Source organism: Pseudomonas sp. R19M (assembly GCF_050312585.1).
GTDB classification, from domain to species: Bacteria; Pseudomonadota; Gammaproteobacteria; order Pseudomonadales; family Pseudomonadaceae; genus Aquipseudomonas; species Aquipseudomonas palleroniana.
The window spans coordinates 36955-61536 of record NZ_JBNPJV010000076.1; the positions used below are offsets into that span (position 1 = coordinate 36955).

A 24582-nucleotide genomic window follows, 5' to 3' on the forward strand; every position below is an offset into this window, starting at 1 on the left:
GTTATGCAAGTTAAGCGTTTTTTCGCCGCCGATATGCGTCAGGCCATGAAACTGGTCCGTGATGAGCTGGGCGCCGATGCCGCGATTATCGGTAACCGTCGCATTGCCGGCGGTGTCGAGCTGACGGCTGCCCTGGATTACACCCCCCAGGCGTTGGCGCCGCGCGTGCCGAACATGGAACTCGAAGACGAGTTGCGCAAGACCGCCTCGCGCATTGTGTCGGCCCAGGCCGAGCTGAGCATGCGTGGCGACAGCGACGCTACCACCAATCGCCAATTGTTCGCCGGCCTGCCGCTGACGGCCGCCGAGCCGCTGGTCGAGCCGACCTTCGTTGAACCGCCACGTCCCGCAGCGCCGGCCCCGGCGGCTGCGGTCGACCAGCGCGTGTTCGACTCGATGCGCTCTGAACTCAACGGCCTGCGTGAACTGCTCGAAGTGCAGTTGGGTTCGTTGGCCTGGACACAGTTGCAAGGCAGCAAGCCGCACCAGGCCAACCTGTGGCGTCGCTTGCAGCGTATCGGCCTGTCCGGCCCGCTGTCCCGCGACCTGCTGGCGCTGACCACCGAGGTCGAAGAGCCCCGCCAGGCGTGGCGTATGTTGCTGGCCCACTTGGCCCGCATGATCGTCACCCCGGAGCTCGAACCGCTGGAAGAGGGCGGCGTGATCGCCATGGTCGGCCCGGCCGGCATGGGCAAGACCACCACCCTGGCCAAGCTGGCCGCCCGGTATGTGCTCAAGTACGGCGCGTCGAGTATCGCGCTGGTGAGCATGGACAGTTATCGTATCGGCGCCCAGGAACAGCTCAAGACCCTGGGGCGCATCCTCAATGTGCCGGTGACCCACGTCGACCCGGGCCAGTCCCTGGCCAATGCCCTTGACCCGCTGTTGCGCAAGCGCGTGGTGTTGATCGACACCGCCGGCCTGCAAGCCAGCGATCCGGCGCTGCGCATGCAGCTGGAAAGCCTGGCCGGGCGTGGCATCAAGGCGAAAAATTACCTGGTGCTTGCAACCACCAGCCAGAAACAGGTTCTTACCGCTGCGTACCACAGCTACAAACGTTGCGGCCTGGCGGGTTGCATCCTCACCAAACTAGACGAAACTGCAAACTTGGGTGAGGTGTTGAGCCTGGCTATCGGTCATGAATTACCGGTTGCCTACCTGACCGATGGCCCGCGGATTCCAGATGATTTGCATCTGCCGCGTCGTCATCAGTTGGTCAGCCGTGCTGTCAGCGTGCAAATGCAAGAAGAGCCTAGCGAGGAAGCGATGGCTGATATGTTCGCCGACCTTTACCACAACCCGGCAAAACGGGTGGGGTGAGGCAGGATGAGCACTGTGAAATGTATCTACATTGATGGTCTGCAAGCGATTCACGCGACCAAGCCGTGTAGCCTGCGTCTAAGCAAGACAAGGTAAAGAAATAAAATGGGCAGCATGCATCCTGTACAGGTGATCGCGGTGACCGGCGGCAAAGGTGGCGTCGGGAAAACTAACGTGTCGGTGAATTTGTCCCTGGCCCTGGCAGAACTTGGCCGTCGCGTCATGCTGCTGGATGCTGACCTGGGCCTGGCGAACGTGGACGTTCTGCTGGGGCTGACACCCAAACACACCCTCGCCGATGTGATCGAGGGCCGTTGCGAGCTGCGCGATGTGCTGCTGCAAGGCCCCGGAGGCATTCGTATCGTGCCTGCCGCCTCGGGCACCCAGAGCATGGTGCACCTGAGCCCGGCGCAGCACGCCGGCCTGATCCAGGCGTTCAGCGATATCGGCGACAACCTCGATGTGCTGGTGATCGACACCGCCGCCGGGATCGGCGAATCCGTGGTCAGCTTCGTGCGCGCCGCGCAGGAAGTATTGCTGGTGGTCTGCGACGAACCCACCTCGATCACCGACGCCTATGCTCTGATCAAACTGCTTAACCGTGACTACGGCATGAACCGCTTCCGCGTGCTGGCCAACATGGCCCAAAGCCCGCAGGAAGGCCGGAATCTGTTCGCCAAGTTGACCAAGGTCACGGACCGTTTTCTCGATGTCGCCTTACAATACGTTGGCGCAGTTCCCTATGACGAGTGTGTGCGCAAGGCCGTGCAAAAGCAGCGTGCGGTCTATGAAGCGTTCCCTCGTTCCAAATGCGCGTTGGCGTTCAAGGCTATTGCCCAGAAGGTCGATACCTGGCCGTTGCCTGCCAACCCGCGGGGGCATCTGGAGTTTTTCGTCGAGCGATTGGTGCATCAGACGAGCGCAGGACCGGTGCTATGACAGCCAGCGGCTATAACCTTTACAAGAAATCGGCACGTGACAGCCAGGGCGAATTGATCGAGCGTTATGCGCCCTTGGTCAAGCGCATTGCCTACCACTTGCTGGCGCGCCTGCCGGCCAGTGTGCAGGTGGAAGACCTGATCCAGGCCGGCATGATCGGCTTGCTCGAAGTGTCGACCAAATATGACGCGAGCAAGGGTGCGAGTTTCGAGACGTATGCGGGTATCCGTATCCGTGGCGCGATGCTCGATGAGGTCCGTAAAGGGGATTGGGCGCCGCGTTCGGTACACCGCAACACGCGAATGGTCAGTGATGCCATTCGCGCAATTGAAGCAAAAACCGGTCGTGACGCTAAAGATCATGAAGTTGCGGCCGAACTCCAATTGAGTCTCGATGATTATTACGGGATTTTGAACGATACCTTGGGCAGCCGCCTGTTCAGTTTCGACGACCTGTTGCAGGACGGCGAACACGAAGGGCTGCACGAGGACGGCGCGAGTGCACATCTCGAACCGTCGCGTGACCTGGAAGATGAGCGTTTCCAGAGGGCGTTGGCGGACGCGATTGCCAATTTGCCGGAGCGTGAGCGACTGGTGTTGGCGCTGTACTACGACGAAGAGCTGAACCTCAAGGAAATCGGTGAGGTCCTGGGGGTCAGCGAATCGCGTGTCAGCCAGCTGCATAGCCAGTGCGCAGCCCGCTTGCGGGGGCGGTTGGGGGAGTGGCGCGCGCGCTGACAGGCAGTGTGGGGACACTGTAGACGCGCCGCGAAAGTCGAAGGCTTTTGCGGGGTCGTGCCGTGGTGCCCTGGGCAGTCCTTTGTTGTGTAACGCCTGTTGATTGAAATGGCGCGTCCAGGTGCTGGGCGCGTTTAAGACTGCTTGGAGGTCGAATTGGACAAGAACATGAAAATCCTCATCGTTGATGACTTCTCAACGATGCGGCGGATCATAAAAAATCTGTTGCGTGACCTTGGGTTCACCAACACGGTCGAGGCGGATGACGGCCTTACGGCGATCCCGATCCTCAACAGTGGGAGCATCGACTTTCTGGTAACGGACTGGAACATGCCGGGCATGACCGGTATCGACTTGTTGCGCCACGTGCGCGCCGACGAAAAATTGCGCAGCCTTCCCGTGTTGATGGTGACCGCCGAAGCCAAGCGTGAACAGATCATCGAAGCCGCCCAGGCCGGGGTCAACGGTTACGTGGTCAAGCCATTCACTGCACAGGCGTTGAAAGAGAAGATCGAAAAAATCTTCGAGCGCATCCACGGCTAACGCCATCGCAGGGGGAGCTATGGAGCATACAGAATCATCACAGAAAGACTTTGAGTCGACTCTGAAAAAACATGCCCACCAGTTGGTCGAAAGCCTGGAAAAAGGTCAGTTCGGCGACGCGGTGCAGTTGATCCATGAGCTCAATCAGACGCGTGACCGCGGCCTGTATCAGGAAGTGGGCAAGCTGACACGTGAGCTGCACAGTGCGATCGTCAATTTTCAGATTGACCCGCACATGCCCCAGGCCGAAGAAATTTCGCAAATCACCGATGCCACCGAACGCTTGTCCTATGTGGTCAGGCTGACTGAGGCGGCGGCCAACCGCACCATGGACCTGGTGGAAAACGCCACGCCGCTGGTCAACGGCATGGCCAACGAAGCCCAGGCCCTCAGCGTTGACTGGGGCCGCTTCATGCGCCGCGAAGTGGGCGCCGAAGAGTTTCGTGAATTGGCGCGTCGGGTTGAAGGTTTCCTGTCGCGCAGTGAGCAGGACAACCGTACGGTTTCCAGCAACCTCAACGACATTTTGCTGGCCCAGGATTACCAGGACCTCACCGGTCAAGTGATCAAGCGTGTGACCCAGTTGGTCACCGAAGTGGAAAGCAACCTGCTCAAATTGGTGCTGATGGCCGGCCAGGTCGACCGCTTTGCCGGTATCGAACATGACCGCGCAGCGATCCTTTCGGAAAAAGATCCACAAAAACATCTCGCCAAGGGTGAAGGTCCGCAGATTCATGCCGATAAACGTGAAGACGTCGTATCCGGTCAAGATGACGTAGACGATTTGCTGTCCAGTTTAGGCTTCTAAGGAGCACCCACATGAGCTTCGGCGCCGATGAAGAGATCCTTCAGGATTTCCTTGTAGAGGCCGGCGAAATTTTAGAGCAACTGTCCGAGCAACTGGTCGAGCTGGAAAGCCGCCCGGATGATGCGAACCTGCTCAATGCAATTTTTCGCGGTTTTCACACTGTAAAAGGGGGCGCCGGCTTCCTCCAGCTCCATGAGCTGGTGGAGTGCTGCCACATCGCCGAGAACGTGTTCGACATCCTGCGCAAGGGTGAGCGTCACGTTGATTCGGAATTGATGGACGTGATTCTCGAAGCCCTGGATGCGGTCAATGGCATGTTCAGCCAGGTCCGTGAACGCGCGCCGATCACGGCCGCCACGCCCGAGCTGCTGGCCGCCCTGGCGCGCTACGCAGAGCCTGCCGACACCTCGGCCGCGCCGGCGGTGGAAGCCGCCCCGGAACCGGAACCGGTTGCCGAACCTGAGCCGGATGTGACCGATAGCGAGTTCGAGCAACTGCTCAACTCCCTCAGTGCGGCGAAGGCCGAAGCCGAAGCTCCGGCGGCACCTGCTGCCGTGCCGACCAGCGAAGACATCACCGACGCCGAATTTGAATCCTTGCTCGACCAGTTGCATGGCAAGGGCCAGTTCGCCGCCGATGCCGTGGCGCCTGCTGCAGCTTCCGAAGCGCCTGCGGCCCCGGCCAGCACCGACATTACCGACGACGAATTCGAAGCGTTGCTCGACCAACTGCACGGCAAAGGCACGTTCGCGGCCGAAGCCCTGCCGGAAGTTGCCGCGACAGCGGCTGCGCCGACGGCTGCCAAGCCGCCTGTTACGCCGCCTGCCAGTGCGCAGCCAGCCGGCGACGGGCTGATTTCCGAGCACGAATTCGAAGCCTTGCTCGACGAATTGCACGGCAAGGGCAAGTTCAGTGAAGTACCCCCGGCGGCGGCTGCGACCGCTACCCCGGTAGCGGCGAAACCTGCACCTGCACCTGCTGCCGCCAAGCCGGCTCCTGCTGCTGCGCCGGCCGCTGCAGCGCCTGCACCGGCGCGTGCCGCCGCTGCACCAGTGGCCGAAAAGCCGGCCAGCGAAGCTGAAACCACGGTGCGCGTGGACACGGCGCGGCTGGACGACATCATGAACATGGTCGGCGAGCTGGTGTTGGTGCGTAACCGCCTGGTACGCCTGGGCCTGAGCAGTGGCGACGAGTCGATGCAGAAGGCCGTGTCGAACCTCGACGTGGTCACCGCCGACCTGCAGACCGCTGTGATGAAAACGCGGATGCAGCCGATCAAGAAAGTCTTCGGCCGCTTCCCGCGCCTGGTTCGTGACCTGGCGCGCCAGCTCAAGAAAGAGATCAACCTGGAGCTGGTGGGGGAAGAAACCGACCTCGACAAAAACTTGGTCGAGGCCCTGGCTGACCCGCTGGTCCACTTGGTGCGCAACGCAGTCGACCACGGCGTCGAAACCCCTGAAGAACGTGAAGCCTCGGGCAAGTCCCGCGGCGGCAAGGTGATTCTGGCGGCCGAGCAAGAAGGCGACCATATCCTGTTGTCGATCACCGATGACGGCAAGGGCATGGACCCGACCATCCTGCGCAACATTGCAGTCAAGCGCGGTGTGATGGACAAGGATGCCGCCGACCGCCTGACCGACACCGAGTGCTACAACCTGATCTTCGCCCCGGGCTTCTCGACCAAGACCGAGATTTCCGACGTGTCTGGCCGTGGCGTCGGCATGGACGTGGTGAAGACCAAGATCAGCCAGCTCAACGGCTCGATCAATATCTACTCGACCAAGGGCCAGGGCTCGAAGATCGTGATCAAGGTGCCGTTGACCTTGGCGATCATGCCGACCCTGATGGTGATGCTGGGCAACCAGGCGTTCGCGTTCCCGCTGGTCAACGTCAACGAGATCTTCCACCTCGACCTGTCGCGCACCAATGTGGTGGATGGCCAGGAAGTGGTGATCGTGCGTGACAAGGCGCTGCCGCTGTTCTACCTCAAGCGCTGGCTGGTTGCGTCGGCTGCCCATGAAGAGCAGCGCGAAGGCCACGTGGTGATCCTGTCCGTGGGCACCCAGCGTATCGGCTTTGTGGTCGATCAACTGGTGGGCCAGGAAGAAGTGGTCATCAAGCCTTTGGGCAAAATGCTGCAGGGAACCCCGGGCATGTCGGGTGCGACCATCACCGGTGACGGTCGGATCGCGCTGATTCTCGATGTTCCGAGCATGCTCAAGCGTTACGCCGCTCGGCGTATTTGATTCTGGTGGGGGTTGGGCAATCGTGCCCGCCCCACCTAACGGAGTGTTTATGGCAGTCAAGGTCCTGGTGGTGGACGATTCGGGTTTCTTCCGCCGCCGCGTCTCGGAAATTCTTTCCGCCGATCCGACCATTCAGGTGGTCGGCACGGCCACCAACGGTAAAGAGGCGATTGATCAGGCCATTGCGTTGAAGCCGGACGTGATCACCATGGACTACGAGATGCCGATGATGGATGGCATCACGGCAGTTCGCCACATCATGCAACGCTGCCCGACCCCGGTATTGATGTTCTCGTCGCTGACCCATGAAGGTGCCCGGGTAACCCTGGATGCGCTGGACGCGGGTGCGGTGGACTTCCTGCCGAAGAATTTCGAAGACATCTCGCGCAACCCCGAGAAGGTCAAGCAGATGCTGTGCGAAAAGGTGCACAGCATTTCCCGCAGCAACCGCCGCAGCCTGTTCAGCACGCCTGCACCTGCACCTGCGCCAGTGGCGGCACCTGCGCCGACCAGTTCCTCATTCGCGCGTCCGGCGCCTGCGCCAGTGGCGCGGCCCGCCGTGGCTCCCGTCCGTGCTTCGGCGCCGAGCGCTCATTCGCCCGCGCCCAAGCGCAAAGCCTACAAGCTGGTGGCTATCGGTACCTCAACCGGCGGCCCGGTCGCCCTGCAACGCGTATTGACCCAACTGCCGGCCAACTTCCCGGCGCCGATCGTGCTGGTGCAGCATATGCCCGCCGCGTTTACCAAAGCCTTCGCCGAACGCCTGGACAAGCTGTGCCGCATCAGCGTCAAGGAAGCCGAAGACGGCGACATCCTGCGTCCTGGCCTGGCGTTGCTGGCGCCGGGTGGCAAGCAGATGATGGTGGATGGCCGTGGCGCGGTGAAAATCCTGCCGGGCGATGAACGCCTGAACTACAAGCCGTGCGTGGATATCACCTTCGGTTCGGCGGCCAAGTCCTACGGCGACAAAGTTCTGGCGGTGGTGCTCACCGGCATGGGCGCCGACGGTCGTGAAGGCGCACGTCTGCTCAAGCAGGGGGGCAGCACGGTCTGGGCCCAGGATGAGGCCAGCTGCGTGATCTATGGCATGCCCATGGCCATCGTCAAGGCCGACCTGGCCGACGCCGTGTACAGCCTGGACGACATCGGCAAGCATCTGGCGGAGGCCTGCCTCTGATGGATGTGTTGAGCTTGATCGGTATCACCCTGGCGTTTGTCGCGATCATCGGCGGCAACTTCCTCGAAGGCGGCCACCTCGGCGCCTTGGCCAACGGCCCGGCGGCGTTGATCGTGATCGGCGGCACCGTGGGCGCAGCCTTGCTGCAATCGCCCCTGAGCTCGTTCAAGCGTGCCATGCAGATTCTGGTGTGGATCATTTTTCCACCGCGTATCGACCTGCTCGGTGGCATCGATCGTGTGGTCAACTGGAGCCTCACCGCGCGCAAGGAGGGCCTGCTGGGCCTGGAAGGCGTGGCCGATGCCGAGCCCGACAGCTACGCGCGCAAAGGCTTGCAGCTGCTGGTGGACGGCGCCGAACCGGAAGCGATCCGCAGCATCCTCGAAGTGGATTTCTACACACAGGAAAGCCGTGACATCAACGCGGCCAAAGTCTTTGAAAGCATGGGCGGCTACGCGCCGACCATTGGCATCATCGGTGCGGTGATGGGCCTGATTCACGTCATGGGCAACCTGGCCGATCCGTCGCAATTGGGCAGCGGCATTGCCGTGGCATTTGTCGCCACCATCTATGGCGTGGCCAGTGCCAACCTGGTGCTGTTGCCGGTGGCCAGCAAGCTCAAGTCGATCGCCATGCGTCAGTCACGTTACCGGGAGATGCTGCTGGAAGGTTTGCTGTCGATTGCCGAGGGCGAGAACCCGCGCTCCATCGAATTGAAGCTCCAGGGCTTCATGGATTGATGGCGATGGCTATCAACCTGTGGCGAGCGAGCTTGCTCGCGCTGGGCTGCGAAGCAGCCCCAATACAGCCTACCTATTTCTTCAGATGGAGCGCGTCGCCTGGTTTTGGGGCCGCGTCGCGTCCCAGCGCGAGCAAGCTCGCTCGCCACAATCGCAATGAAGCGGTCAATCTTGGTCAGAGAGGTGTCTGCCTGTGAGCCGTCGCCGTCGCGAGCCTGAAGAACACGTCAATCATGAGCGCTGGCTGGTGTCCTACGCGGACTTCATCACCTTGCTGTTCGCGTTTTTCGTGGTGATGTATTCCATCTCGTCGATCAACGAAGGCAAGTACAAGGTCATTTCCCAGGCGCTGATCGGGGTGTTCAACGACACCGATCGCTCGATCAAGCCGATTCCCATCGGTGATGAACGACCCAAGACCGTGACCCCGGCCAAGCCGCTGGTCAACGACAGCGATGAAGTCGCCGCCGGTATCGGCGGCACCAGCGACCCGCTCAAAAGCATCGCCGACGATATCAGCGCCGCGTTCGGTGACCTGATCAAGTCCAACCAGATGACCGTGCGCGGCAATGAGCTGTGGGTGGAGATCGAGCTTAATTCCAGCCTGCTGTTCGCTAGCGCCGATGCCATGCCCAGCGATCAGGCGTTCACCATCATCGACAAGGTGGCGGCGATTCTCAAACCGTTTGAAAACCCGATCCATGTCGAAGGCTTTACCGACAATTTCCCCATCAACACCGCGCAGTACCCGACCAACTGGGAGCTCTCATCCGCCCGTGCCGCCAGTATCGTGCGCATGCTGGCGATGCAGGGTGTGAACCCTGAGCGCCTGGCGTCGGTGGGCTATGGTGAATTCCAGCCGGTGGCCAATAATGCGACCGCCGAAGGCCGCGCACGTAACCGCCGTGTGGTATTGGTGGTGTCGCGCAACCTCGATGTACGCCGTAGCCTGACGGGTACGGGAACGGCTAATGCAACACCGGATGCGGCATTGAGGCGGGCTGGCACACAAACTGCACCGCCTGTGGTCAAGCCGCCGGTTCGGCAGGGGAGCGTCAATTCCCCGTCACTGGCTCAATAACTGATGCAATGTCTCGGTCGCGCTTTTGCCCACCGGGAGGAACCAACCGAATGAGAGTCTGGGCAGTTGCCAATCAAAAAGGTGGAGTCGGCAAGACCACCACCTCCATCGCCTTAGCCGGCTTGCTGGCCGAAGCGGGCAAGCGTGTGGTCGTGGTCGACCTCGACCCCCATGGCTCCATGACCAGCTATTTCGGCTACGACCCGGATGCGCTGGAGCACAGTTGCTACGACCTGTTCCTGCACAAGGGCAGCGTACCCAGCGACTTGCCGGGGCAATTGCTGCTGCCCACCAGTAACGAAAGCATTTCCCTGCTGCCCTCCAGTACCGCGCTGGCGACCCTTGAGCGCCAGTCGCCGGGGCAGAGCGGGCTGGGCCTGGTGATCGCCAAGACCCTGGCGCAGCTGTGGCAGGACTTCGACTACGCCATTATCGACAGCCCGCCGTTGCTCGGCGTGCTGATGGTCAACGCCTTGGCGGCCAGCCAGCAACTGGTGATCCCGGTGCAGACCGAGCACTTGGCCGTCAAAGGCCTGGAGCGCATGGTCAGTACCCTGGCGATGATCAACCGCTCGCGTAAACAGGCGCTGCCGTTCTGCATTGTGCCGACCTTGTTCGACCGCCGTACCCAAGCGTCCCTCGGCACCTTGCGGGTATTACGCGATGCCTACCCGGACACCATCTGGAATGGCTACATCCCGGTCGACACGCGCTTGCGTGACGCCAGCCGTGCGGGCCTGACGCCCTCGCAGTTCGATGGCAAAAGCCGTGGCGTGCTGGCTTATCGTGCGTTGCTCAAGCACCTGCTGGCCCAGCAGCTTGTAGCGCAGGTGGCTTGATGAACCGTCCTGTCAAACTCAAGACCCGGCCGCAATTGGCACTGGAGTCCTACCTGGACGCCTTGCTGCAGGATGCGACTGAGGAACCCTTGCCGGAGCCGTTGCTGGAACTTGAACCGGCCATCGCCGCAGACACTATGCTGGATGAATTCCAGCTGGCCGTACTGGAAGAGCAGGCGCGTGACGCCCATGTCGTGGTCGCCCCTGTGGTGGTGCCGGTCGTGGCGGCAGTGCCGGTTGTGGCGCCGGTCGAGCCGGTCGTGGTTGAGCCCGTTGCAGATGTGCACCTGCCACCGAGCATCACACCGCCGCCGGACACCGGTGACGGCCGCCCATACTGGGCCGCCGAGCCCTTCGAATGCCTGTTATTCGATGTCGCCGGGCTGACCCTGGCGGTGCCGTTGGTGTGCCTGGGTTCGATCTATTCTCTGGAAGGCCAGGAACTGACACCGTTGTTCGGGCAACCGGATTGGTTCCTCGGCATCCTGCCCAGCCAGGCCGGTAATCTCAAAGTGCTGGATACCGCCCGTTGGGTGATGCCCGATCGCTACCGCGACGATTTTCGCCAGGGCTTGCAATACGTGATCTCGGTGCAGGGCTACGAATGGGGGTTGGCGGTGCATCAAGTCAGCCGCTCGTTGCGCCTGGACCCGAACGAAATCAAATGGCGCAGCCACCGTGGCCAACGACCCTGGCTGGCAGGCACCGTGATCGAACATATGTGCGCATTGCTCGACGTCGCCGAACTGGCCGAATTGATCGCCAGCGGTGCCGTCAAGTCGATGCCTGCGCACCCGCGCAGTTGATTGAACAATAAGGCCCGCATGCGAATGCGGTTAGCGAAGCACACACGCCGGTTGAGCCGGCATTGAAGGGGTTCTAAGCATGAACAAATCAGCGTCCGCACAAGGTTCGGAAGATCCAATCCTGCAATGGGTTACCTTCAAACTGGACAACGAAACCTACGGTATCAACGTGATGCGCGTGCAGGAAGTGCTGCGCTACACCGAGATCGCTCCGGTTCCGGGGGCGCCAAGCTATGTGCTGGGCATCATCAACCTGCGCGGCAACGTGGTGACGGTGATCGACACCCGCCAGCGTTTTGGCCTGGACACGGTCGAAGTCAGCGACAACACGCGTATCGTGATCATCGAAGCCGACAAGCAAGTGGTCGGGATCATGGTCGACAGCGTGGCGGAAGTGGTTTACCTGCGCCAGTCGGAAGTGGAAACCGCGCCGAACGTGGGCAATGAAGAATCCGCCAAGTTTATCCAGGGCGTATGCAACAAGAACAACGAGCTGCTGATTCTGGTTGAGCTGGACAAGATGATGAGCGAAGAAGAATGGTCGGAACTGGAGAGCATCTGATTGTTCTTCGAGGCGGCGGTGATTGTCCTGGCCCTGTTGTGGGCTGGGACTTTGGCTTTCCTGCTGCGCTACCTGCGCCAGCAACGGGAATTGGCCCAGCAGCAGGCTGAGCGCGATGCCTTGCGTGACCGACGCATCATCGATCTGGTCAAGCGTGTTGATCACTTCCAGCAAACGACGGTGAAGGTGGGGGATGAGGTGCATGAACTGCGCGCCATCCTCGGGCCATTGCCGGACAAGCTGGCGCAGATTGAACAGCGTGACCCGACGAGCTTGTCGTTCGCCCAGGCGGCGAAGTTGGTCGGCATGGGCGCTACGGTGGATGAGCTGACGCAGTCGTGTGGGTTGACCCAGGCGGAGGCGCAGTTGATGAGCAAGCTTCACAAGAGCTGAAGCCTGTGGGAGGGGGCTTGCTCCCGATTGCAGTGGGTCAGGCACCCGATTCATCCACTGGCCCACCCTTATCGGCAGCCCCCCTCGTACAGTGTCGTTGTTCGGGCCCAACGAATTAATTTCCCTCACCCAATGACTTTTTCCCCCTCACCGAATGTCCACATCCTTCAGGAACCCTCAACCCCTGGAGTCACCCACCCATGACCAGCCCCAAAGCTCTATTGATCCTTCACGGCAAACAAGCCTTGAACGAGGACGTGCGCGCGGCCGTACAGGCTCGGCGCGAGCAGGGTGATGAGTTGGCCGTGCGGGTCACATGGGAAGGCGGCGACGCCCAACGCCTGGTCAATGAAGCCCTGGCTGACGGCTACACCCACATCATCGCCGGTGGCGGCGACGGTACGCTGCGTGACGTCGCCGAAGCCATGGCCCGGGCCAAGACCGACGCCAGCCTGGTCCTGATGCCCCTGGGCACCGCCAACGACTTTGCCCGCGCCGCCGGCGTGCCGCTGGAACCTGCACAGGCATTGGCACTGCTGGACGTGCCACCTCGGGCAATCGACCTCGGCCAGGCCGGCGGGCAAATCTTCCTCAACATGGCCACTGGCGGCTTCGGCAGCCAGGTCACCGCCAATACCTCGGAAGACCTGAAAAAGGTCCTGGGCGGCGCCGCCTACCTGTTCACCGGCCTGACCCGATTCAGCGAATTGAAGGCGGCCTATGGTGAGCTGGAAGGCCCCGGCTTTCACTGGAAAGGTGATCTGCTCGCGCTCGGTATCGGCAACGGTCGCCAAGCGGGCGGTGGGCATGTGTTGTGCCCGGGCGCGTTGGCCGATGATGGCTTGCTGGATATCAGCATTCTGCCGGCGCCCCAGGAAGTGGTCGGCACTTTGCTGACCCTGATGAGTGACGGCTGGGGCCTGGACAATATGTTTGTGCGGGCACGCTTGCCCTGGGTCGAAATCAAGGTGGCCGAAGGGTTGTACATCAACCTGGATGGCGAACCGCTGCAGGGCGACGATTTGCGCTTCAGTGCGTTGCCCAAGGCCTTGCGCGTGCACTTGCCGCTGGGCTCGCCCCTAGTCGTCCAGGCTGATGATCTGCTCGCGAACGGCGAATAACACCAGGCCGGCGACGTCGTAGATCTGCAGGCGCTTCATGATCTGCGAGCGATGGGCTTCCACCGTCTTGATGCTCAAGCCCAGCCCCTGGGCGATTTCCCGGGTGGATTTGCCGCGCACGATCAAGCGCAGGATCTCCAGCTGGCGTGCCGTGAGGGTGTGGTTGTGGGCGACGGGAGAGGACGGCCCCTGGCTGCGGATCAATGCCTGGTTGATCACGGTGTGGGCAATGGCGGGACTCAGGTAGCGCTCATTGTTGCGCAGGGCCAGCAAGGCGTGTTCCAGCTCGTTGGCCGTGGTGTCCTTGAGCAGATAGCCGTGGGCGCCGGACTCCAGCGCGCGCATGATCAACTCGGGGTCGGTGTGCATCGACAGGATCAGCACCTTGCTCTTGGGATAGGCCGCCTTGAGCTGCTGCAAGGCATCCAGGCCACCGGTGTGTTTCATCGACAGGTCCAGCAGCACGATGTCCGGCTGCAAGGTGCTGAAGGCCTCCAGCACTTGCGCGCCATCGTCGGCTTCGCCAATCACGGTGTAGCCGGGGATATCCTGGATCAGCGCGCGCACGCCGGCCCGGATCAGAGCGTGGTCATCCACCAGGAGTAGTGTGCAAGTCACTCAAGAGCCTTAGGGGCGCTGGCCCGTTCGAGAGCGCGGGGCGCCCAGGGGAAAAGTGCGTCGATCCGTGTGCCCTGGCCGGGTTGGCTGTTGACGGACAAAGAGCCTCCCAGTTGATCGATCCGTTCGACCATGCCGGCCATGCCCCGCTGGCCCATCAGGCCCGGGTTGGGCGCGGGTGAAAAGCCACGGCCATCATCGCAGATCATCAGCGACAAGCCTTCGGGCAGGCGCTGCAGGCGCACCCGCAGGTTCTGCGCCTGGGCGTGGCGGAGCATGTTGGTCACCGCTTCCTGAGTGATGCGAAAGGCGGCCACGGCCATTTCTTCGGGGATGCCGGTCAACCGTTGCTGGCATTCCAGGCTCCAGTGGATCGGGGTGTTTTCCAGGGTCTTGAGCAGGTGCGCGCGCAGGCTGGCTTCCAGGCCCAGGCTGGCCAACTGGCGCGGGTTGAGAATCGCCGATACGTCACGCACTTTGGCCAGGGTCTCATTCAGGGTATTGCATAGCACCGTGCATTGGCTTTGCAGGTCGTCCGGCAGTCGGCGCTTGAGCCATTCGCTTTGCAGTTTGGCGGCGGTCAGCAATTGGCCGATGTCATCGTGCAGGTCGCGGCTGAGCCGGTGGCGTTCGTTTTCCTGGACTTGCAGCAGGCGGTCGGCCAGTTCCTGGGGCTGGAACTTGATGGATTTGCGCGAGTGCCATTGCTGAACGCCCACCACGATCAAGGTGATGAGGTTGAGCAGAAGGATCGAGAGCGGCAGGGGGGCGTTGTGGCTATAGGCCCACAGGCTGACCAGCAACGAGCACAGGCACAAGGCGAGGACCAGGCGGCGGGCATTGCTGCGGGACACGGACCTTGTGATGAGTGACTTGAGGCTGGCGTACATAGCGGATGGAGCCAATGAAGGTTCGCTGCGGGAAAGCCGGTCATGGGGGGTGACAGGCCTTTGTTTGGAATACGGTGCCGAATCGTTTTTGGACATGATGAAGTTGAGTCACTTCGAGCGGGGCATAGTACCACCACTATTACCGTCGGTCGCCTGGCGCCTCGCTCGATTGGCTTATTAACCAAGCCAATACCCTGAGTGGTAATCCCAGAGTTCAAAGTGAGTGAGTAGTTGTATTAATGAACCGGGTTGCAGACATGGCTAATTGATATATCGGCCGCGCAAGATCGCCTCGACCGACTAACCCAAGGTCGTTTTTAGATAACTAACCGATTAAATACGACCTGGTCATTGCTCAAACCGTGTGGTGCGAACGTGATTGTGGCTTATTGCCGAAGTCTTTTTGTGGGATTTGCAAGGTGACCGTCGCAATCAGCGTTGTTTGTTCGCTTTCATCCAGCGCCAGTTCGCCGGTACGCGTGTCGATCAACTCCAGTTGCCAGGCCAGCAGCGTCAGGCAGTCGTGCAGGGCGTCAAGTGCCTGATCATGCAATTGCATGGGGTTCACGGCGTTGGCAATCAGGCATTGCAGATGCCTGGAGAATTCACTGATCGCCTGCAATGCCAGACCTTCGGCTTTTTCCGCCAGCTTGGCGAGGCTGGCTTTCATGCAGTCGATGGCATCGCTGTCGTTGCGAATCAAATGCAGGTGGCTCAAGCACTCTTCCGATTTGGCCAGCAGCATTTCGGCTTCCAGCAGGAACTCGGGAAGTGTGGTTTGCCATTCGTTTGCGCTATTCATCATGTAAGTCTCCGCAACATAAGGTCGGGTGATGAGATGTCGCACCGGGTGAATGGCGTAAAACTACTGCTGAAATATGACTGGAATCTGTAGGTCGGTTCTGAGATTGCAGTAGGAACGTTATTGAATTGACCACAAAAGCCGCGCGTGGCCCTCGCTGTCCGGGGCGATTGCACAACTTTAGTTGCCGCCGACAGAGTGCCTGGAAGACCCGTGGGATGTGGGCTTGGTGTGGCAAACAAAAGCCTGACTCCATTCATGCAATGAGAATGGCGTCACATTAATGGCTATTAGATATCGCGAATATCAGGTTGGACCTGATTGTGTATAGGGGAATCCCTTATACGATGGAACCCTAAGTCGATTCGGGTGTCGCGCGACGTTGCGGCAATGCCGGATGAAGGCGCAATTCAGTAAACCATGATGTCAGTGTGACATCAACTGATTTACGTGGCATTTTACTGGGGTCAAGGTCTGGCGATTGCCGCCGATAACTAGTCTTAACTGAGTTGCACAATTTCTCAGCGTGAATTCAACGCGCACATCAGGAGCTTTTAATGGCCGGCATTCTCGACACCGTAGATCAACGCACGCAGCTGGTGGGTGAGAATCGCCTGGAGATTCTCATGTTTCGCCTGGCCGGGCGGCAGTTGTTCGCGATCAATGTGTTCAAGGTGCAGGAAGTCCTGCAACTGCCCAAGCTGACCCTGATGCCCCAGCGCCATCCATTCGTGTGTGGCGTGGTCAACCTGCGTGGCCAGACCCTGCCGGTGATCGACTTGTCCCAGGCCATCGGCATGCGCCCGCTGGTGCCGGGGCCCGACAGCACCATTATCGTCACCGAGTACAACCGCTCGGTACAGGCGTTCCTGGTAGGCGGCGTGGACCGTATCGTCAACATGAACTGGGAAGCCATCCTGCCACCACCGACCAGCGCCGGGCGTCAGCATTACCTGACCGCCATCAGCAAGGTCGATGATCAGTTGGTGGAAATCATCGACGTGGAAAAAGTCCTCGCCGAGATCGTGCCGTATAACGCCAAGGTCTCCCGGGAAAAACTCGAAGACCCGGTGCTGGAACGCGCCCGTGGCCGCGAAGTACTGCTGGTGGATGACTCCAATGTCGCCCTGGCGCAACTGCGCGACACCCTCGGGCAGCTCGGCGTGAAGATGCACATCGCCAGCGACGGCCTCAAGGCCCTGAATATGCTCAAGACCTGGGCCGACAGCGGCCAGGTGATGACCGACAAACTGCTGATGATCTTCACCGACGCCGAAATGCCTGAGATGGACGGCTATCGCCTGACCACCGAGATCCGCAACGATCCACGCTTGCGCGGGCTCTATGTGGTGCTGCACACCTCGCTGTCGGGCAGCTTCAACGAGTCGATGGTCAAGAAGGTCGGCTGCGACAACTTCCTGTCCAAGTTCCAGCCGGACAAACTGGTGGACGTAGTCCGCCAACGCCTGACGCTGGATCTGTAGTGAGCGGGCTTGCCCCGCGCTGGGGGGCGCAGCCGCCCCAAATCCAGGCACCTCGTTCATCCTGAAATACTGCGGCGTCTTTGTTGGGGCGGCTTTGCCACCCAGCGCGGGGCGAGCCCGCTCACTACAAGGGGGTTTTGATTCTGGGGGCCTGCTCGTATAGGGTGGCGCTTTATCCTCCAGGAAAGCAGGCTCATGCTTCGTCTCAGCGCGTTGTACCGTTACCCTTTGAAGTCCGGCAAGGCCGAGGTCTTGCAGCGGATCGGCCTGGATAAACTGGGGCTGGAAGGGGACCGACGCTGGATGCTGGTGGACGAGGCCAGTGGGCGTTTCCTGACGCAACGGGCGGTGGCGAAGATGAGCCAGCTATCGGCGCTGTGGAACGCAGCCGGTGGCTTGACCCTCAGCACCCCAGGCGTTGCGTCGCTTGAGGTGGCCTTGCCCGGCAGTGACGCCGAGTTGCGCGGCGTGACCATCTGGCGCGATACCTTGCGCGTGCCGGATGCCGGGGATGCGGCCGCCGCCTGGGTCAGTGAGTTTATCGGCAAGCCCACGCGGCTGGTGCAGATGCCGCTGGCCCGCGCCCGTACCACCGAGGCGGGGTTCGGCAACGACGACGATCAAGTGGCGTTTGCCGACGGCTACCCGCTGTTGCTGATCGGCCAGGGCTCTCTGGACGATCTTTCGCGGCACGTTGGCCGCCCGATGGAGATGCTGCGTTTTCGTCCCAACCTGGTGATCGAAGGGGGGGAAGCCTTTGCCGAAGACGGCTGGAAGCGCCTGCGCATTGGCGACATCGAGTTGCGCGTGGTCAAACCGTGTTCACGCTGCATTCTCACTACGATCGACCCCGCCACCGGCGAGCGTAGCGCCGACCGCGAACCTTTCGCCACGCTCGATAGCTATCGCAAGACGGAAAGTGGCGCGATGTTCGGCCAGAACCTGGTCAACGATGGCATCGGCTATCTCGAAGTCGGCATGCCGGTCACGATCCTGGAATAAAAAATGCCCGTCTCCTGCGAGACGGGCATTTTTTTGTCGGGCTGAAACTCAGCCGCGGTATTCGCACAGGTAAGCGGTGTCCACCGCGACCTTCAGCTGGAACTTGCTGTTGGCCGGTACGTTGAACTGGCTGCCGGCGGCGAAGGTTTCCCACTCGCTGGCTTCCGGCAGTTTGACGGTCAGTGCGCCGGACACCACGTGCATGATTTCACGCTGGGCGGTGCCGAACTCGTATTCACCCGGGGCCATCACGCCGATAGTCGCCGGACCCTCTGCGGTGCCGAAAGCGATCGACTTGACGGTGCCGTCGAAGTACTCATTGACTTTAAACATGGGTGAATCCTCGGAAAAAGGGTCTGGAAAGGTCGGCCAGTATGCCCAAGCCCGGAGGAGCTGCCTAGACCGGCAAAATCAACGGCAGCAGGCGCGCGGTGTTGCGTGCATCTTCCAGCGCGCGATGTTGCTGGCCATGGAACTGCATCCCCGCCAATTGCAGGGCGCCATTGAGCCCCAGCGGCTTGTCCAGGCGCCGGGCCTTGGCGAAGCGCTGCTTGAGATTGACGTGGGTCGTTTGCGCCAGGACGCTGGTCAGGTCATTGCGCTGCCATTCCAGTTCCAGTTGCACGCGATCGTAGTCGCCCCAGCTGGCCCAGCCTTCCAGGCGTGTCTGATGCTGGCCCAGCCAGCGCTCGAACAGTGGCCACACCTCGCTGAGCGGGGCGGCAGCATCGATATTGGCCTGGGTGATATGGGTCAGTTGGCGGCAGAAGGGCGTCAGCAAGGGGCGACGCAGCGGCCGCACAAAGCGCTGGAAATGATCCAGTTCACGGCCCTGGCGGTTGACCAGGCTGGCGCCGATCTCGATGACTTCCATCTCCGTCACGGGCCAGCCGCCTTCATCCGTTGTGGCTTCAAGGTCAATAATCAGCCAATGAGGCATCGCGCAGGTTCCCGTACTCTTTGTTTCCTGATGGGGATAGAGCGTAGCGTGACCTTGTAGTTCCGCGCTGTTTTTTCATCGAGGCCCAGGGCTGCCGCTATTCGATCTCCAGCAGCACTTGGCGATTGCGCACCTGATCGCCGGTCATCACCTGCACGCCTTTGATGACCCCATCGATGCCGGCGGTGAGCGGATGCTCCATTTTCATCGCTTCGAGCACCAGCAGCAGTTGGCCTTTGGTGACGGTTTGCCCGGCGCTCACGCGGATGTCGACAATGGCACCGTCCATCGGCGCTTTGACCGTGCCGCTGCCGGCGCTCGTCTGGCGGCCGGCGACTGGCTGGGTGCAGTGGGTAATGCTGAGACCCGGCAGCCATAACCGGGTGCCCTCAAGGTGGTAGGCGACACGTCGGCGAATGCCGTCGAGTTCCAGGGTGGCATACCCGCCATCGGTGCTGAGTTGCAGGGGGGCGGCACTGACGTTGTGGATTTCGCCGTTGACCTCCAGGCGGCAGGCCCAAGGCGCACTGGCGCTGGGATTGTTGCTCCAGCCCGCCAGAGCCGGTGCATGCGCACTGGCGCTGTGTTGATAAAACAGCGCGACGGCCAGCGCGAGTTGTTCTTTTGTCGCGGCCTGAGGCGGGACTTCGCTGAAGTGCTCGGCGATAAAGCCGGTACTGAAATCGCCTGCGATAAAATCCGGATGCTTGAGCAGGTCGGCCAGCAACCGTTGGTTGGTGGTCACGCCCAGCAGAAGGGTGTCTTGCACTGCGCGCAGCAGCTTGCGTCGGGCCTCTTCACGGGTAGTGCCGTGGGCGATGATCTTGCCGAGCATCGCGTCATAGAACGGGCTGATGCGCTGGCCTTGCAGTACGCCGTGGTCAGTCCGCACACCGGCGGCCGGCTCCCAGCGCAGCACCTCGCCGGTTTGCGGCACAAAGCCCTGGGCCGGGTCTTCGGCATACAGGCGCACTTCCATGGCGTGGCCGCTCAGGCGCACATCGGCCTGTTCCAGCGGCAGCGGGTCGCCGGCGGCGATTTTCAACTGCCAGTCCACTAGATCCAGGCCTGTGATCAGTTCAGTGACCGGGTGTTCCACCTGCAGGCGGGTGTTCATTTCGAGGAAGTAGAACCGGCCGTCGCGGTCGAGCAAAAATTCCACGGTGCCCGCACCCACGTAATTCACCGCGCGCCCGGCCTTGAGGGCGGCTTCTCCCATGGCCTGGCGCAACGCGGGCGTCATGATGGGGCAGGGGGCTTCTTCGATGACTTTCTGGTGACGGCGTTGGATCGAGCAGTCGCGCTCGCCCAGGTAGATGAGGTTGCCGTGTTGGTCGCCGAACAGTTGGATCTCAACGTGGCGCGGTTCGATCAACGCTTGTTCGAGGATCAGTTCGTCGCTGCCAAACGCGTTTTTGGCTTCGGAGCGGGCGGTGTGCAGATTCTCCAGCAGGGCGTCGGCATCCTGCACAAGGCGCATGCCGCGCCCGCCGCCGCCGGCGCTGGCTTTGATCATCAGCGGGTAGCCAATGCGGTTGGCTTGCTGTTGTAGCGTGGCGTTGTCTTGTTGCTCGCCTTGGTAGCCCGCAACACAGGGCACACCGGCGTCGAGCATGGCGAGTTTGGACAGGCGTTTGCTGCCCATCAGTTCGATGGCCTCGACGCTGGGGCCGATGAAGGTCAAGCCGGCCTCCAGGCAGGCTTTGGCGAATCGGGCGTTTTCGGAGAGGAAGCCGTAGCCGGGGTGGACGGCGTCGGCGCCGGTTTTCCTGGCGGCATCGAGAATGGCCGGGATGTCCAGGTAAGACTGTTGTACGGGAGCGGGGCCGATGTTGACGGCTTCGTCGGCCATCAGGACGTGCAGCGCCTCGGCATCGGCGTCGCTGTAGACGGCCACGGTGCGGTAGCCCAGGGCTTGGGCGGTGCGCTGGATACGGCAGGCGATCTCACCGCGGTTGGCGATCAGGATTTTGCTGAATGACATCATTTGCACCACCCTGGCTGGCGCTTTTGTACAAAGGCCTGTGTCCCCTCGATCCCTTCCTCCCCCCTGACGGCCTCGGCAAACCACTGTGCCCCCCGATCCAATACGTTCTCGAGCGGCTCATCCACGCTGGCCAGCAACAGCGCCTTGGTCCGTCCATTCGCCCCGGGTGCGCACTTGAGCACCTCGCCCAACACCTCATCCAGGCGCTGCGCCAGGGCCTGCGGATCCGTCTCGACAAAATGCACCACGCCCAACCGCTCAGCTTGCATCCCATCAAACCGCGCCGCCGTCAGCGCCAATCGGCGTGCCTGGGTCAGCCCGATTCGCTTGACCACAAACGGCGCTATCTGCGCCGGCAGCAGGCCCAGGCGGGTCTCCGGCAAGCCGAACTGCGCCTGATGATCGGCAATCGCAATATCACTCACACACGCCAAGCCAAACCCGCCGCCCAGCACCGCGCCTTGCAACACCACGATTACCACTTGCGGCAGCGCTTCAACTTGCTGCAACAGCGTGCCGAACGCCCGATTCAACGCCTGTAACTGATCGCCGGCGTGGAGCATGTCCTTCACATCCGCGCCGGCACAGAAATGCCCGCCGACGCCTGTGATCACCAACGCCCGTATCTGGCTGTCCAGCCCTGCCAGCACCGTGCGCAGTTCATTGACCATTTCCAGGCTCATCGCATTGCGGCATTCGGGGCGGTTGAGGGTGATATGCAGCACGCCGTGATGCGCTTCGAGCAACAGGGTGTTCATGACTTTTTACCGGGCAAGGTGCCCATCAGTTTGCAGAGGATGCCCAGCATGATTTCATCGGCACCGCCGCCGATCGACACCAGGCGCACGTCGCGGTAGGCGCGGGCCACCGGGTTGTCCCACATGTAGCCCATGCCGCCCCAGTATTGCAGGCAACTGTCGCTGACCTCGCGCCCCAGGCGCCCGGCCTTGAGCTTGGCCATGGAGGCCAGGCGCGTGACGTCCTGGCCTTTGATGTATTGCTCGGTGGCCTGGTACACCAGGGCGCGCAGGCATTCGATTTCGGTGGCCAATTCAGCCAGGCGAAAGTGGATCACCTGGTTGTCGATCAAAGCCTTGCCGAACGTCTGGCGCTCCTTGCAGTAGTCGATCGTGCTGTCAATGCAGTGCTCCAGGCCCTTGATCATATTGGCCGCGCCAAACAGGCGTTCTTCCTGGAATTGCAGCATCTGCATCATGAAGCCCGCGCCTTCGTGGCCGATACGGTTACGCTGGGGCACGCGCACGTCATCGAAGAACACCTGCGCGGTCTCGGAACTGTGCATGCCGAGTTTTTCCAGGGGCGGGCTGACACGGATGCCGGGCGTGTTCATCGGCACCATGATCAGCGACTTGTTGATGTGCGGTTTGTCGTCGGAGGTGTTGGCCAGCAGGCAGATAAAGTCGGCGCTGGGGGAGTTGGTGATCCACATTTTGCTGCCGTTGATCACGTAGTCGCCACCGTCCTTGCGTGCATGGGTTTTCAACCCGGCTACGTCGGAGCCGGCGCCGGTTTCCGAAACGCCGATACAGCCCACTTGTTCGCCGCTGATGGCTGGTCGGAGGAACTCGTCGCGCAATTCATCGGAGCCGAAGCGGGCGAGGGCCGGGGTGCACATATCGGTTTGCACGCCAATGGACATGGGAATACCGCCGCAACGAATGGTGCCGAATTCCTCGGCGGCGACAATCGAATAGCTGTAGTCCAGGCCCATGCCGCCGAATGCCTCAGGCTTGGAAATGCCCAGCAGGCCCAGCTCGCCGGCTTTGCGAAAGATGTGGTGGATGGGAAAACGCCCGGCTTTTTCCCATTCATCCACATGCGGGTTGATCTCGCGGTCGACAAAGGCACGGACGGTGCGGCGCAGTTCCTGGTGTTCCTGGGTGAAGATCATTGTTGTTGTTCTCCTGTTAGAAACGCGCCACGCCAAAACTGTTGGGCTGCAACTGCCTGACCTCGGCTTCGTGGCAGATATCCAGCAGCAACCCCAGCAACGTGCGCGTATCGCGGGGGTCTATCAGCCCGTCATCCCACAGATTGGCACTGCCATACAGCGCAGTGGACTGGCTGTCGAGTTTCTGTGCGGTGACCTGTTCCAGCATGGCCAGCACCTTGGGGTCGGGCACCAGGCCGTCTTTCAGTTGCTTGGCTTCGGTGACGATGCGCAACACCTTGCCGGCCTGCGCTCCGCCCATCACCGCCGTGCGGCTGTTGGGCCAGGCGAAGATGAACCTTGGGTCCAGGCCGCGGCCGCACATCGCGTAGTTGCCGGCACCGTAGGAGCCGCCGACCACAATCGTGAGTTTAGGTACCCGCGCCGTCGCCACGGCCTGGATCATTTTCGCGCCATGCTTGATCACGCCTTGCTGCTCCGATTCGGTACCGACCATGAAGCCGGTGGTGTTGTGCAGGAACAGCAGCGGTGTGCGGCTCTGGTCGCATAGCTGGATAAACTGCGCGGCTTTGCTGGCCCCCTTGGGCGTGATCGGGCCGTTGTTGCCGATCACGCCCAGCGCACGGCCCTGGATGTGCAAGTGCCCGCACACGGTGTGGGCGTCGAACTCGCCCTTGAATTCGAGAAAGGCGGAGCCGTCTGCCAGGCGTGCGAGGATTTCACGCACGTCGTAGGGCTTTTTCGGGTCGTCGGGGATCAACCCCAGCAGTTCGTCGATGGGATACAACGGTTCTGTGTAAGGCCGCTTCGGGGCGGGCGGCAGTCGGTCATTCCAGGGCAGCAGGGCGACGATTTCGCGCACGATACGCACGCCGTCCGCATCATTTTCCGCCAGGTACTCCGCCGTGCCGGCGGTTTGCGCATGCATTTGCGCACCGCCCAAGGCTTCATCGGTCGCCACTTCGCCGGTGGCGGCCTTGAGCAGAGGCGGCCCTGCGAGGAACAGCTTGGCGTTGCCGCGCACGACCACCACGTAATCCGACAACCCGGGCTGATAGGCCCCACCCGCCGTGGCGGAGCCATGCACCACGGTGATCTGCGGCAAGCCCATGGCCGACATGCGTGCCTGATTGGCAAAGCTGCGGGCGCCTTCGACAAAAATCTCGGCGGCATAGTTGAGGTTCGCGCCGCCACTTTCCGCCAGGGTCACCACCGGCAGTTTGTTCTCCATGGCGATCTGTTGCAGGCGCAGGGATTTCTTCAGGCCCGTGGGGGAAATGGTCCCGCCCTTGATCGCACTGTTATTGGCCACCACCAGCATGCGCACGCCACTGACGTAGCCGATGCCGGCGATCAAGCCACCGCCGGCGGCGCTGCCGTCCTTGTCATCGTGGAGTTTGTAGCCGGCCAGGCTCGCCAGTTCAAGGAACGGTGCGCCGGGGTCCAGCAGCAGGTTGAGGCGTTCGCGGGGCAGCAGTTGGTTGCGCCGCTCGAACTTGGGTTTGGCCTCCTGCGCTTTGCTCAGCAGCTGCTGTTGCAGTTGGTGCAGTTGTTGAAGGCTGGCCAACAGGGCTTCGCGGTTTTGCGCGAATTGCGGGCTATGGACGTCGATTTGGGTTTCGATCACCGGCATGG

25 protein-coding genes are annotated in these 24582 nt (G+C 61.5%); 16 read left to right on the forward strand and 9 right to left on the reverse strand.

Going from position 1 to position 24582, the window contains the following annotated elements; all coding sequences use genetic code 11:
• Window positions 1-3: 3 nt before the first annotated feature.
• From flhF to yegS, 14 genes are all read left to right on the forward strand, one after another.
• Window positions 4-1320, forward strand: coding sequence for a flagellar biosynthesis protein FlhF (gene flhF / locus ACQRBT_RS16360; RefSeq protein WP_161549132.1), 1317 nt, complete (start codon window positions 4-6; stop codon window positions 1318-1320).
• 105 nt (window positions 1321-1425) lie between these two features.
• Window positions 1426-2259 carry a flagellar synthesis regulator FleN gene (gene fleN / locus ACQRBT_RS16365; protein WP_003192912.1) on the forward strand — a complete coding sequence of 278 codons (834 nt, stop codon included), beginning with the start codon at window positions 1426-1428 and terminating at the stop codon, window positions 2257-2259.
• Complete coding sequence (gene fliA, locus ACQRBT_RS16370; RefSeq protein ID WP_060756019.1) at window positions 2256-2996, forward strand: RNA polymerase sigma factor FliA; 741 nt, start codon at window positions 2256-2258, stop codon at window positions 2994-2996. Before fleN ends, fliA begins: the two co-directional genes overlap by 4 nt.
• A gap of 168 nt (window positions 2997-3164) precedes the next feature.
• Window positions 3165-3539 (forward strand): chemotaxis response regulator CheY, encoded by a 375-nt coding sequence (locus tag ACQRBT_RS16375; RefSeq protein ID WP_160385018.1) that lies wholly within the window; start codon window positions 3165-3167, stop codon window positions 3537-3539.
• A 19-nt stretch (window positions 3540-3558) separates the two neighbouring features.
• Window positions 3559-4347 (forward strand): protein phosphatase CheZ, encoded by a 789-nt coding sequence (locus ACQRBT_RS16380; protein WP_060756018.1) that lies wholly within the window; start codon window positions 3559-3561, stop codon window positions 4345-4347.
• A gap of 11 nt (window positions 4348-4358) precedes the next feature.
• Window positions 4359-6593: a chemotaxis protein CheA gene (locus ACQRBT_RS16385; protein ID WP_090369536.1), complete on the forward strand. Its 2235-nt coding sequence runs from the start codon at window positions 4359-4361 to the stop codon at window positions 6591-6593.
• A gap of 49 nt (window positions 6594-6642) precedes the next feature.
• The gene (locus tag ACQRBT_RS16390) at window positions 6643-7770 is read left to right on the forward strand and encodes a protein-glutamate methylesterase/protein-glutamine glutaminase (RefSeq protein ID WP_060756016.1); all 1128 of its coding nucleotides are present in this window, start codon (window positions 6643-6645) and stop codon (window positions 7768-7770) included.
• Window positions 7770-8510, forward strand: a complete 741-nt coding sequence (locus ACQRBT_RS16395; RefSeq protein WP_060756015.1) for a flagellar motor protein — start codon at window positions 7770-7772, stop codon at window positions 8508-8510. The genes ACQRBT_RS16390 and ACQRBT_RS16395 overlap by 1 nt, the downstream gene beginning before the upstream one ends.
• 193 nt (window positions 8511-8703) lie before the next feature.
• The gene (gene motD, locus ACQRBT_RS16400) at window positions 8704-9591 is read left to right on the forward strand and encodes a flagellar motor protein MotD (protein WP_060756014.1); all 888 of its coding nucleotides are present in this window, start codon (window positions 8704-8706) and stop codon (window positions 9589-9591) included.
• 50 nt (window positions 9592-9641) lie between these two features.
• Entirely contained in the window at window positions 9642-10430 is a 789-nt protein-coding gene (locus ACQRBT_RS16405) for a ParA family protein (RefSeq protein ID WP_060756013.1), read from the forward strand.
• On the forward strand, window positions 10430-11236 hold the full coding sequence (locus ACQRBT_RS16410; RefSeq protein ID WP_412047538.1) for a CheW domain-containing protein: 807 nt from the start codon (window positions 10430-10432) through the stop codon (window positions 11234-11236). Before ACQRBT_RS16405 ends, ACQRBT_RS16410 begins: the two co-directional genes overlap by 1 nt.
• 79 nt (window positions 11237-11315) lie before the next feature.
• Window positions 11316-11798: a chemotaxis protein CheW gene (locus tag ACQRBT_RS16415; RefSeq protein ID WP_060756011.1), complete on the forward strand. Its 483-nt coding sequence runs from the start codon at window positions 11316-11318 to the stop codon at window positions 11796-11798.
• Window positions 11799-12191 carry a DUF2802 domain-containing protein gene (locus ACQRBT_RS16420; protein WP_060756010.1) on the forward strand — a complete coding sequence of 131 codons (393 nt, stop codon included), beginning with the start codon at window positions 11799-11801 and terminating at the stop codon, window positions 12189-12191. It abuts the gene before it with no gap.
• 200 nt (window positions 12192-12391) lie between these two features.
• Window positions 12392-13312 carry a lipid kinase YegS gene (yegS, locus tag ACQRBT_RS16425; RefSeq protein ID WP_090369542.1) on the forward strand — a complete coding sequence of 307 codons (921 nt, stop codon included), beginning with the start codon at window positions 12392-12394 and terminating at the stop codon, window positions 13310-13312.
• Here yegS and ACQRBT_RS16430 read toward each other — a convergent pair.
• The 3 genes from ACQRBT_RS16430 to ACQRBT_RS16440 all read right to left on the reverse strand — a co-directional run bounded on the left by ACQRBT_RS16430 (window position 13271) and on the right by ACQRBT_RS16440 (window position 15625).
• The gene (locus ACQRBT_RS16430; RefSeq protein WP_244699900.1) at window positions 13271-13930 is read right to left on the reverse strand and encodes a response regulator transcription factor; all 660 of its coding nucleotides are present in this window, start codon (window positions 13928-13930) and stop codon (window positions 13271-13273) included. The genes yegS and ACQRBT_RS16430 overlap by 42 nt on opposite strands.
• Window positions 13927-14820, reverse strand: coding sequence for a sensor histidine kinase (locus ACQRBT_RS16435; protein WP_060756007.1), 894 nt, complete (start codon window positions 14818-14820; stop codon window positions 13927-13929). Before ACQRBT_RS16435 ends, ACQRBT_RS16430 begins: the two co-directional genes overlap by 4 nt.
• Window positions 14821-15175: 355 nt before the next feature.
• Window positions 15176-15625 (reverse strand): hypothetical protein, encoded by a 450-nt coding sequence (locus ACQRBT_RS16440; RefSeq protein WP_178126874.1) that lies wholly within the window; start codon window positions 15623-15625, stop codon window positions 15176-15178.
• Between the two features lie 554 nt (window positions 15626-16179).
• On the opposite strand from ACQRBT_RS16440, the gene ACQRBT_RS16445 reads away from it, so the two are divergent.
• Both ACQRBT_RS16445 and ACQRBT_RS16450 read left to right on the forward strand, forming a co-directional pair.
• Window positions 16180-17106 carry a chemotaxis protein CheV gene (locus tag ACQRBT_RS16445; RefSeq protein ID WP_060756006.1) on the forward strand — a complete coding sequence of 309 codons (927 nt, stop codon included), beginning with the start codon at window positions 16180-16182 and terminating at the stop codon, window positions 17104-17106.
• Window positions 17107-17301: 195 nt separating this feature from the next.
• A complete protein-coding gene (locus tag ACQRBT_RS16450; protein ID WP_244385364.1) occupies window positions 17302-18108 on the forward strand; it encodes an MOSC domain-containing protein in 807 nt (268 codons plus the stop codon).
• A 48-nt stretch (window positions 18109-18156) separates the two neighbouring features.
• Here the strand turns inward: ACQRBT_RS16450 and ACQRBT_RS16455 are convergent, their stop codons facing one another.
• From ACQRBT_RS16455 to ACQRBT_RS16480, 6 genes are all read right to left on the reverse strand, one after another.
• Entirely contained in the window at window positions 18157-18441 is a 285-nt protein-coding gene (locus ACQRBT_RS16455; RefSeq protein ID WP_060756004.1) for a pyrimidine/purine nucleoside phosphorylase, read from the reverse strand.
• A 64-nt stretch (window positions 18442-18505) separates the two neighbouring features.
• Window positions 18506-19048, reverse strand: coding sequence for an exonuclease domain-containing protein (locus tag ACQRBT_RS16460; protein ID WP_060756003.1), 543 nt, complete (start codon window positions 19046-19048; stop codon window positions 18506-18508).
• A 97-nt stretch (window positions 19049-19145) separates the two neighbouring features.
• Complete coding sequence (locus ACQRBT_RS16465) at window positions 19146-21035, reverse strand: acetyl-CoA carboxylase biotin carboxylase subunit (RefSeq protein WP_412047539.1); 1890 nt, start codon at window positions 21033-21035, stop codon at window positions 19146-19148.
• A complete protein-coding gene (locus ACQRBT_RS16470; RefSeq protein ID WP_412047540.1) occupies window positions 21032-21793 on the reverse strand; it encodes an enoyl-CoA hydratase/isomerase family protein in 762 nt (253 codons plus the stop codon). Before ACQRBT_RS16470 ends, ACQRBT_RS16465 begins: the two co-directional genes overlap by 4 nt.
• A complete protein-coding gene (gene atuD / locus ACQRBT_RS16475) occupies window positions 21790-22947 on the reverse strand; it encodes a citronellyl-CoA dehydrogenase (protein ID WP_412047541.1) in 1158 nt (385 codons plus the stop codon). The genes ACQRBT_RS16470 and atuD overlap by 4 nt, the downstream gene beginning before the upstream one ends.
• A gap of 16 nt (window positions 22948-22963) precedes the next feature.
• Entirely contained in the window at window positions 22964-24580 is a 1617-nt protein-coding gene (locus ACQRBT_RS16480; RefSeq protein WP_412047542.1) for an acyl-CoA carboxylase subunit beta, read from the reverse strand.
• Window positions 24581-24582: the final 2 nt, after the last annotated feature.

Coding starts and splice junctions, on each gene's coding strand:
- ACQRBT_RS16445 (WP_060756006.1), top strand. CDS start 16,180: ATGGCCGGCATTCTCGACACCGTAGATCAACGCACGCAGCTGGTGGGT.
- ACQRBT_RS16375 (WP_160385018.1), top strand. CDS start 3,165: ATGAAAATCCTCATCGTTGATGACTTCTCAACGATGCGGCGGATCATA.
- ACQRBT_RS16410 (WP_412047538.1), top strand. CDS start 10,430: ATGAACCGTCCTGTCAAACTCAAGACCCGGCCGCAATTGGCACTGGAG.
- fleN (WP_003192912.1), top strand. CDS start 1,426: ATGGGCAGCATGCATCCTGTACAGGTGATCGCGGTGACCGGCGGCAAA.
- ACQRBT_RS16465 (WP_412047539.1), bottom strand. CDS start 21,035: ATGATGTCATTCAGCAAAATCCTGATCGCCAACCGCGGTGAGATCGCC.
- ACQRBT_RS16380 (WP_060756018.1), top strand. CDS start 3,559: ATGGAGCATACAGAATCATCACAGAAAGACTTTGAGTCGACTCTGAAA.
- ACQRBT_RS16390 (WP_060756016.1), top strand. CDS start 6,643: ATGGCAGTCAAGGTCCTGGTGGTGGACGATTCGGGTTTCTTCCGCCGC.
- yegS (WP_090369542.1), top strand. CDS start 12,392: ATGACCAGCCCCAAAGCTCTATTGATCCTTCACGGCAAACAAGCCTTG.
- ACQRBT_RS16460 (WP_060756003.1), bottom strand. CDS start 19,048: ATGCCTCATTGGCTGATTATTGACCTTGAAGCCACAACGGATGAAGGC.
- ACQRBT_RS16435 (WP_060756007.1), bottom strand. CDS start 14,820: ATGTACGCCAGCCTCAAGTCACTCATCACAAGGTCCGTGTCCCGCAGC.
- ACQRBT_RS16440 (WP_178126874.1), bottom strand. CDS start 15,625: ATGATGAATAGCGCAAACGAATGGCAAACCACACTTCCCGAGTTCCTG.
- ACQRBT_RS16455 (WP_060756004.1), bottom strand. CDS start 18,441: ATGTTTAAAGTCAATGAGTACTTCGACGGCACCGTCAAGTCGATCGCT.
- flhF (WP_161549132.1), top strand. CDS start 4: ATGCAAGTTAAGCGTTTTTTCGCCGCCGATATGCGTCAGGCCATGAAA.
- ACQRBT_RS16450 (WP_244385364.1), top strand. CDS start 17,302: ATGCTTCGTCTCAGCGCGTTGTACCGTTACCCTTTGAAGTCCGGCAAG.
- ACQRBT_RS16405 (WP_060756013.1), top strand. CDS start 9,642: ATGAGAGTCTGGGCAGTTGCCAATCAAAAAGGTGGAGTCGGCAAGACC.
- ACQRBT_RS16470 (WP_412047540.1), bottom strand. CDS start 21,793: ATGAACACCCTGTTGCTCGAAGCGCATCACGGCGTGCTGCATATCACC.
- ACQRBT_RS16415 (WP_060756011.1), top strand. CDS start 11,316: ATGAACAAATCAGCGTCCGCACAAGGTTCGGAAGATCCAATCCTGCAA.
- atuD (WP_412047541.1), bottom strand. CDS start 22,947: ATGATCTTCACCCAGGAACACCAGGAACTGCGCCGCACCGTCCGTGCC.
- ACQRBT_RS16480 (WP_412047542.1), bottom strand. CDS start 24,580: ATGCCGGTGATCGAAACCCAAATCGACGTCCATAGCCCGCAATTCGCG.
- ACQRBT_RS16385 (WP_090369536.1), top strand. CDS start 4,359: ATGAGCTTCGGCGCCGATGAAGAGATCCTTCAGGATTTCCTTGTAGAG.
- ACQRBT_RS16395 (WP_060756015.1), top strand. CDS start 7,770: ATGGATGTGTTGAGCTTGATCGGTATCACCCTGGCGTTTGTCGCGATC.
- fliA (WP_060756019.1), top strand. CDS start 2,256: ATGACAGCCAGCGGCTATAACCTTTACAAGAAATCGGCACGTGACAGC.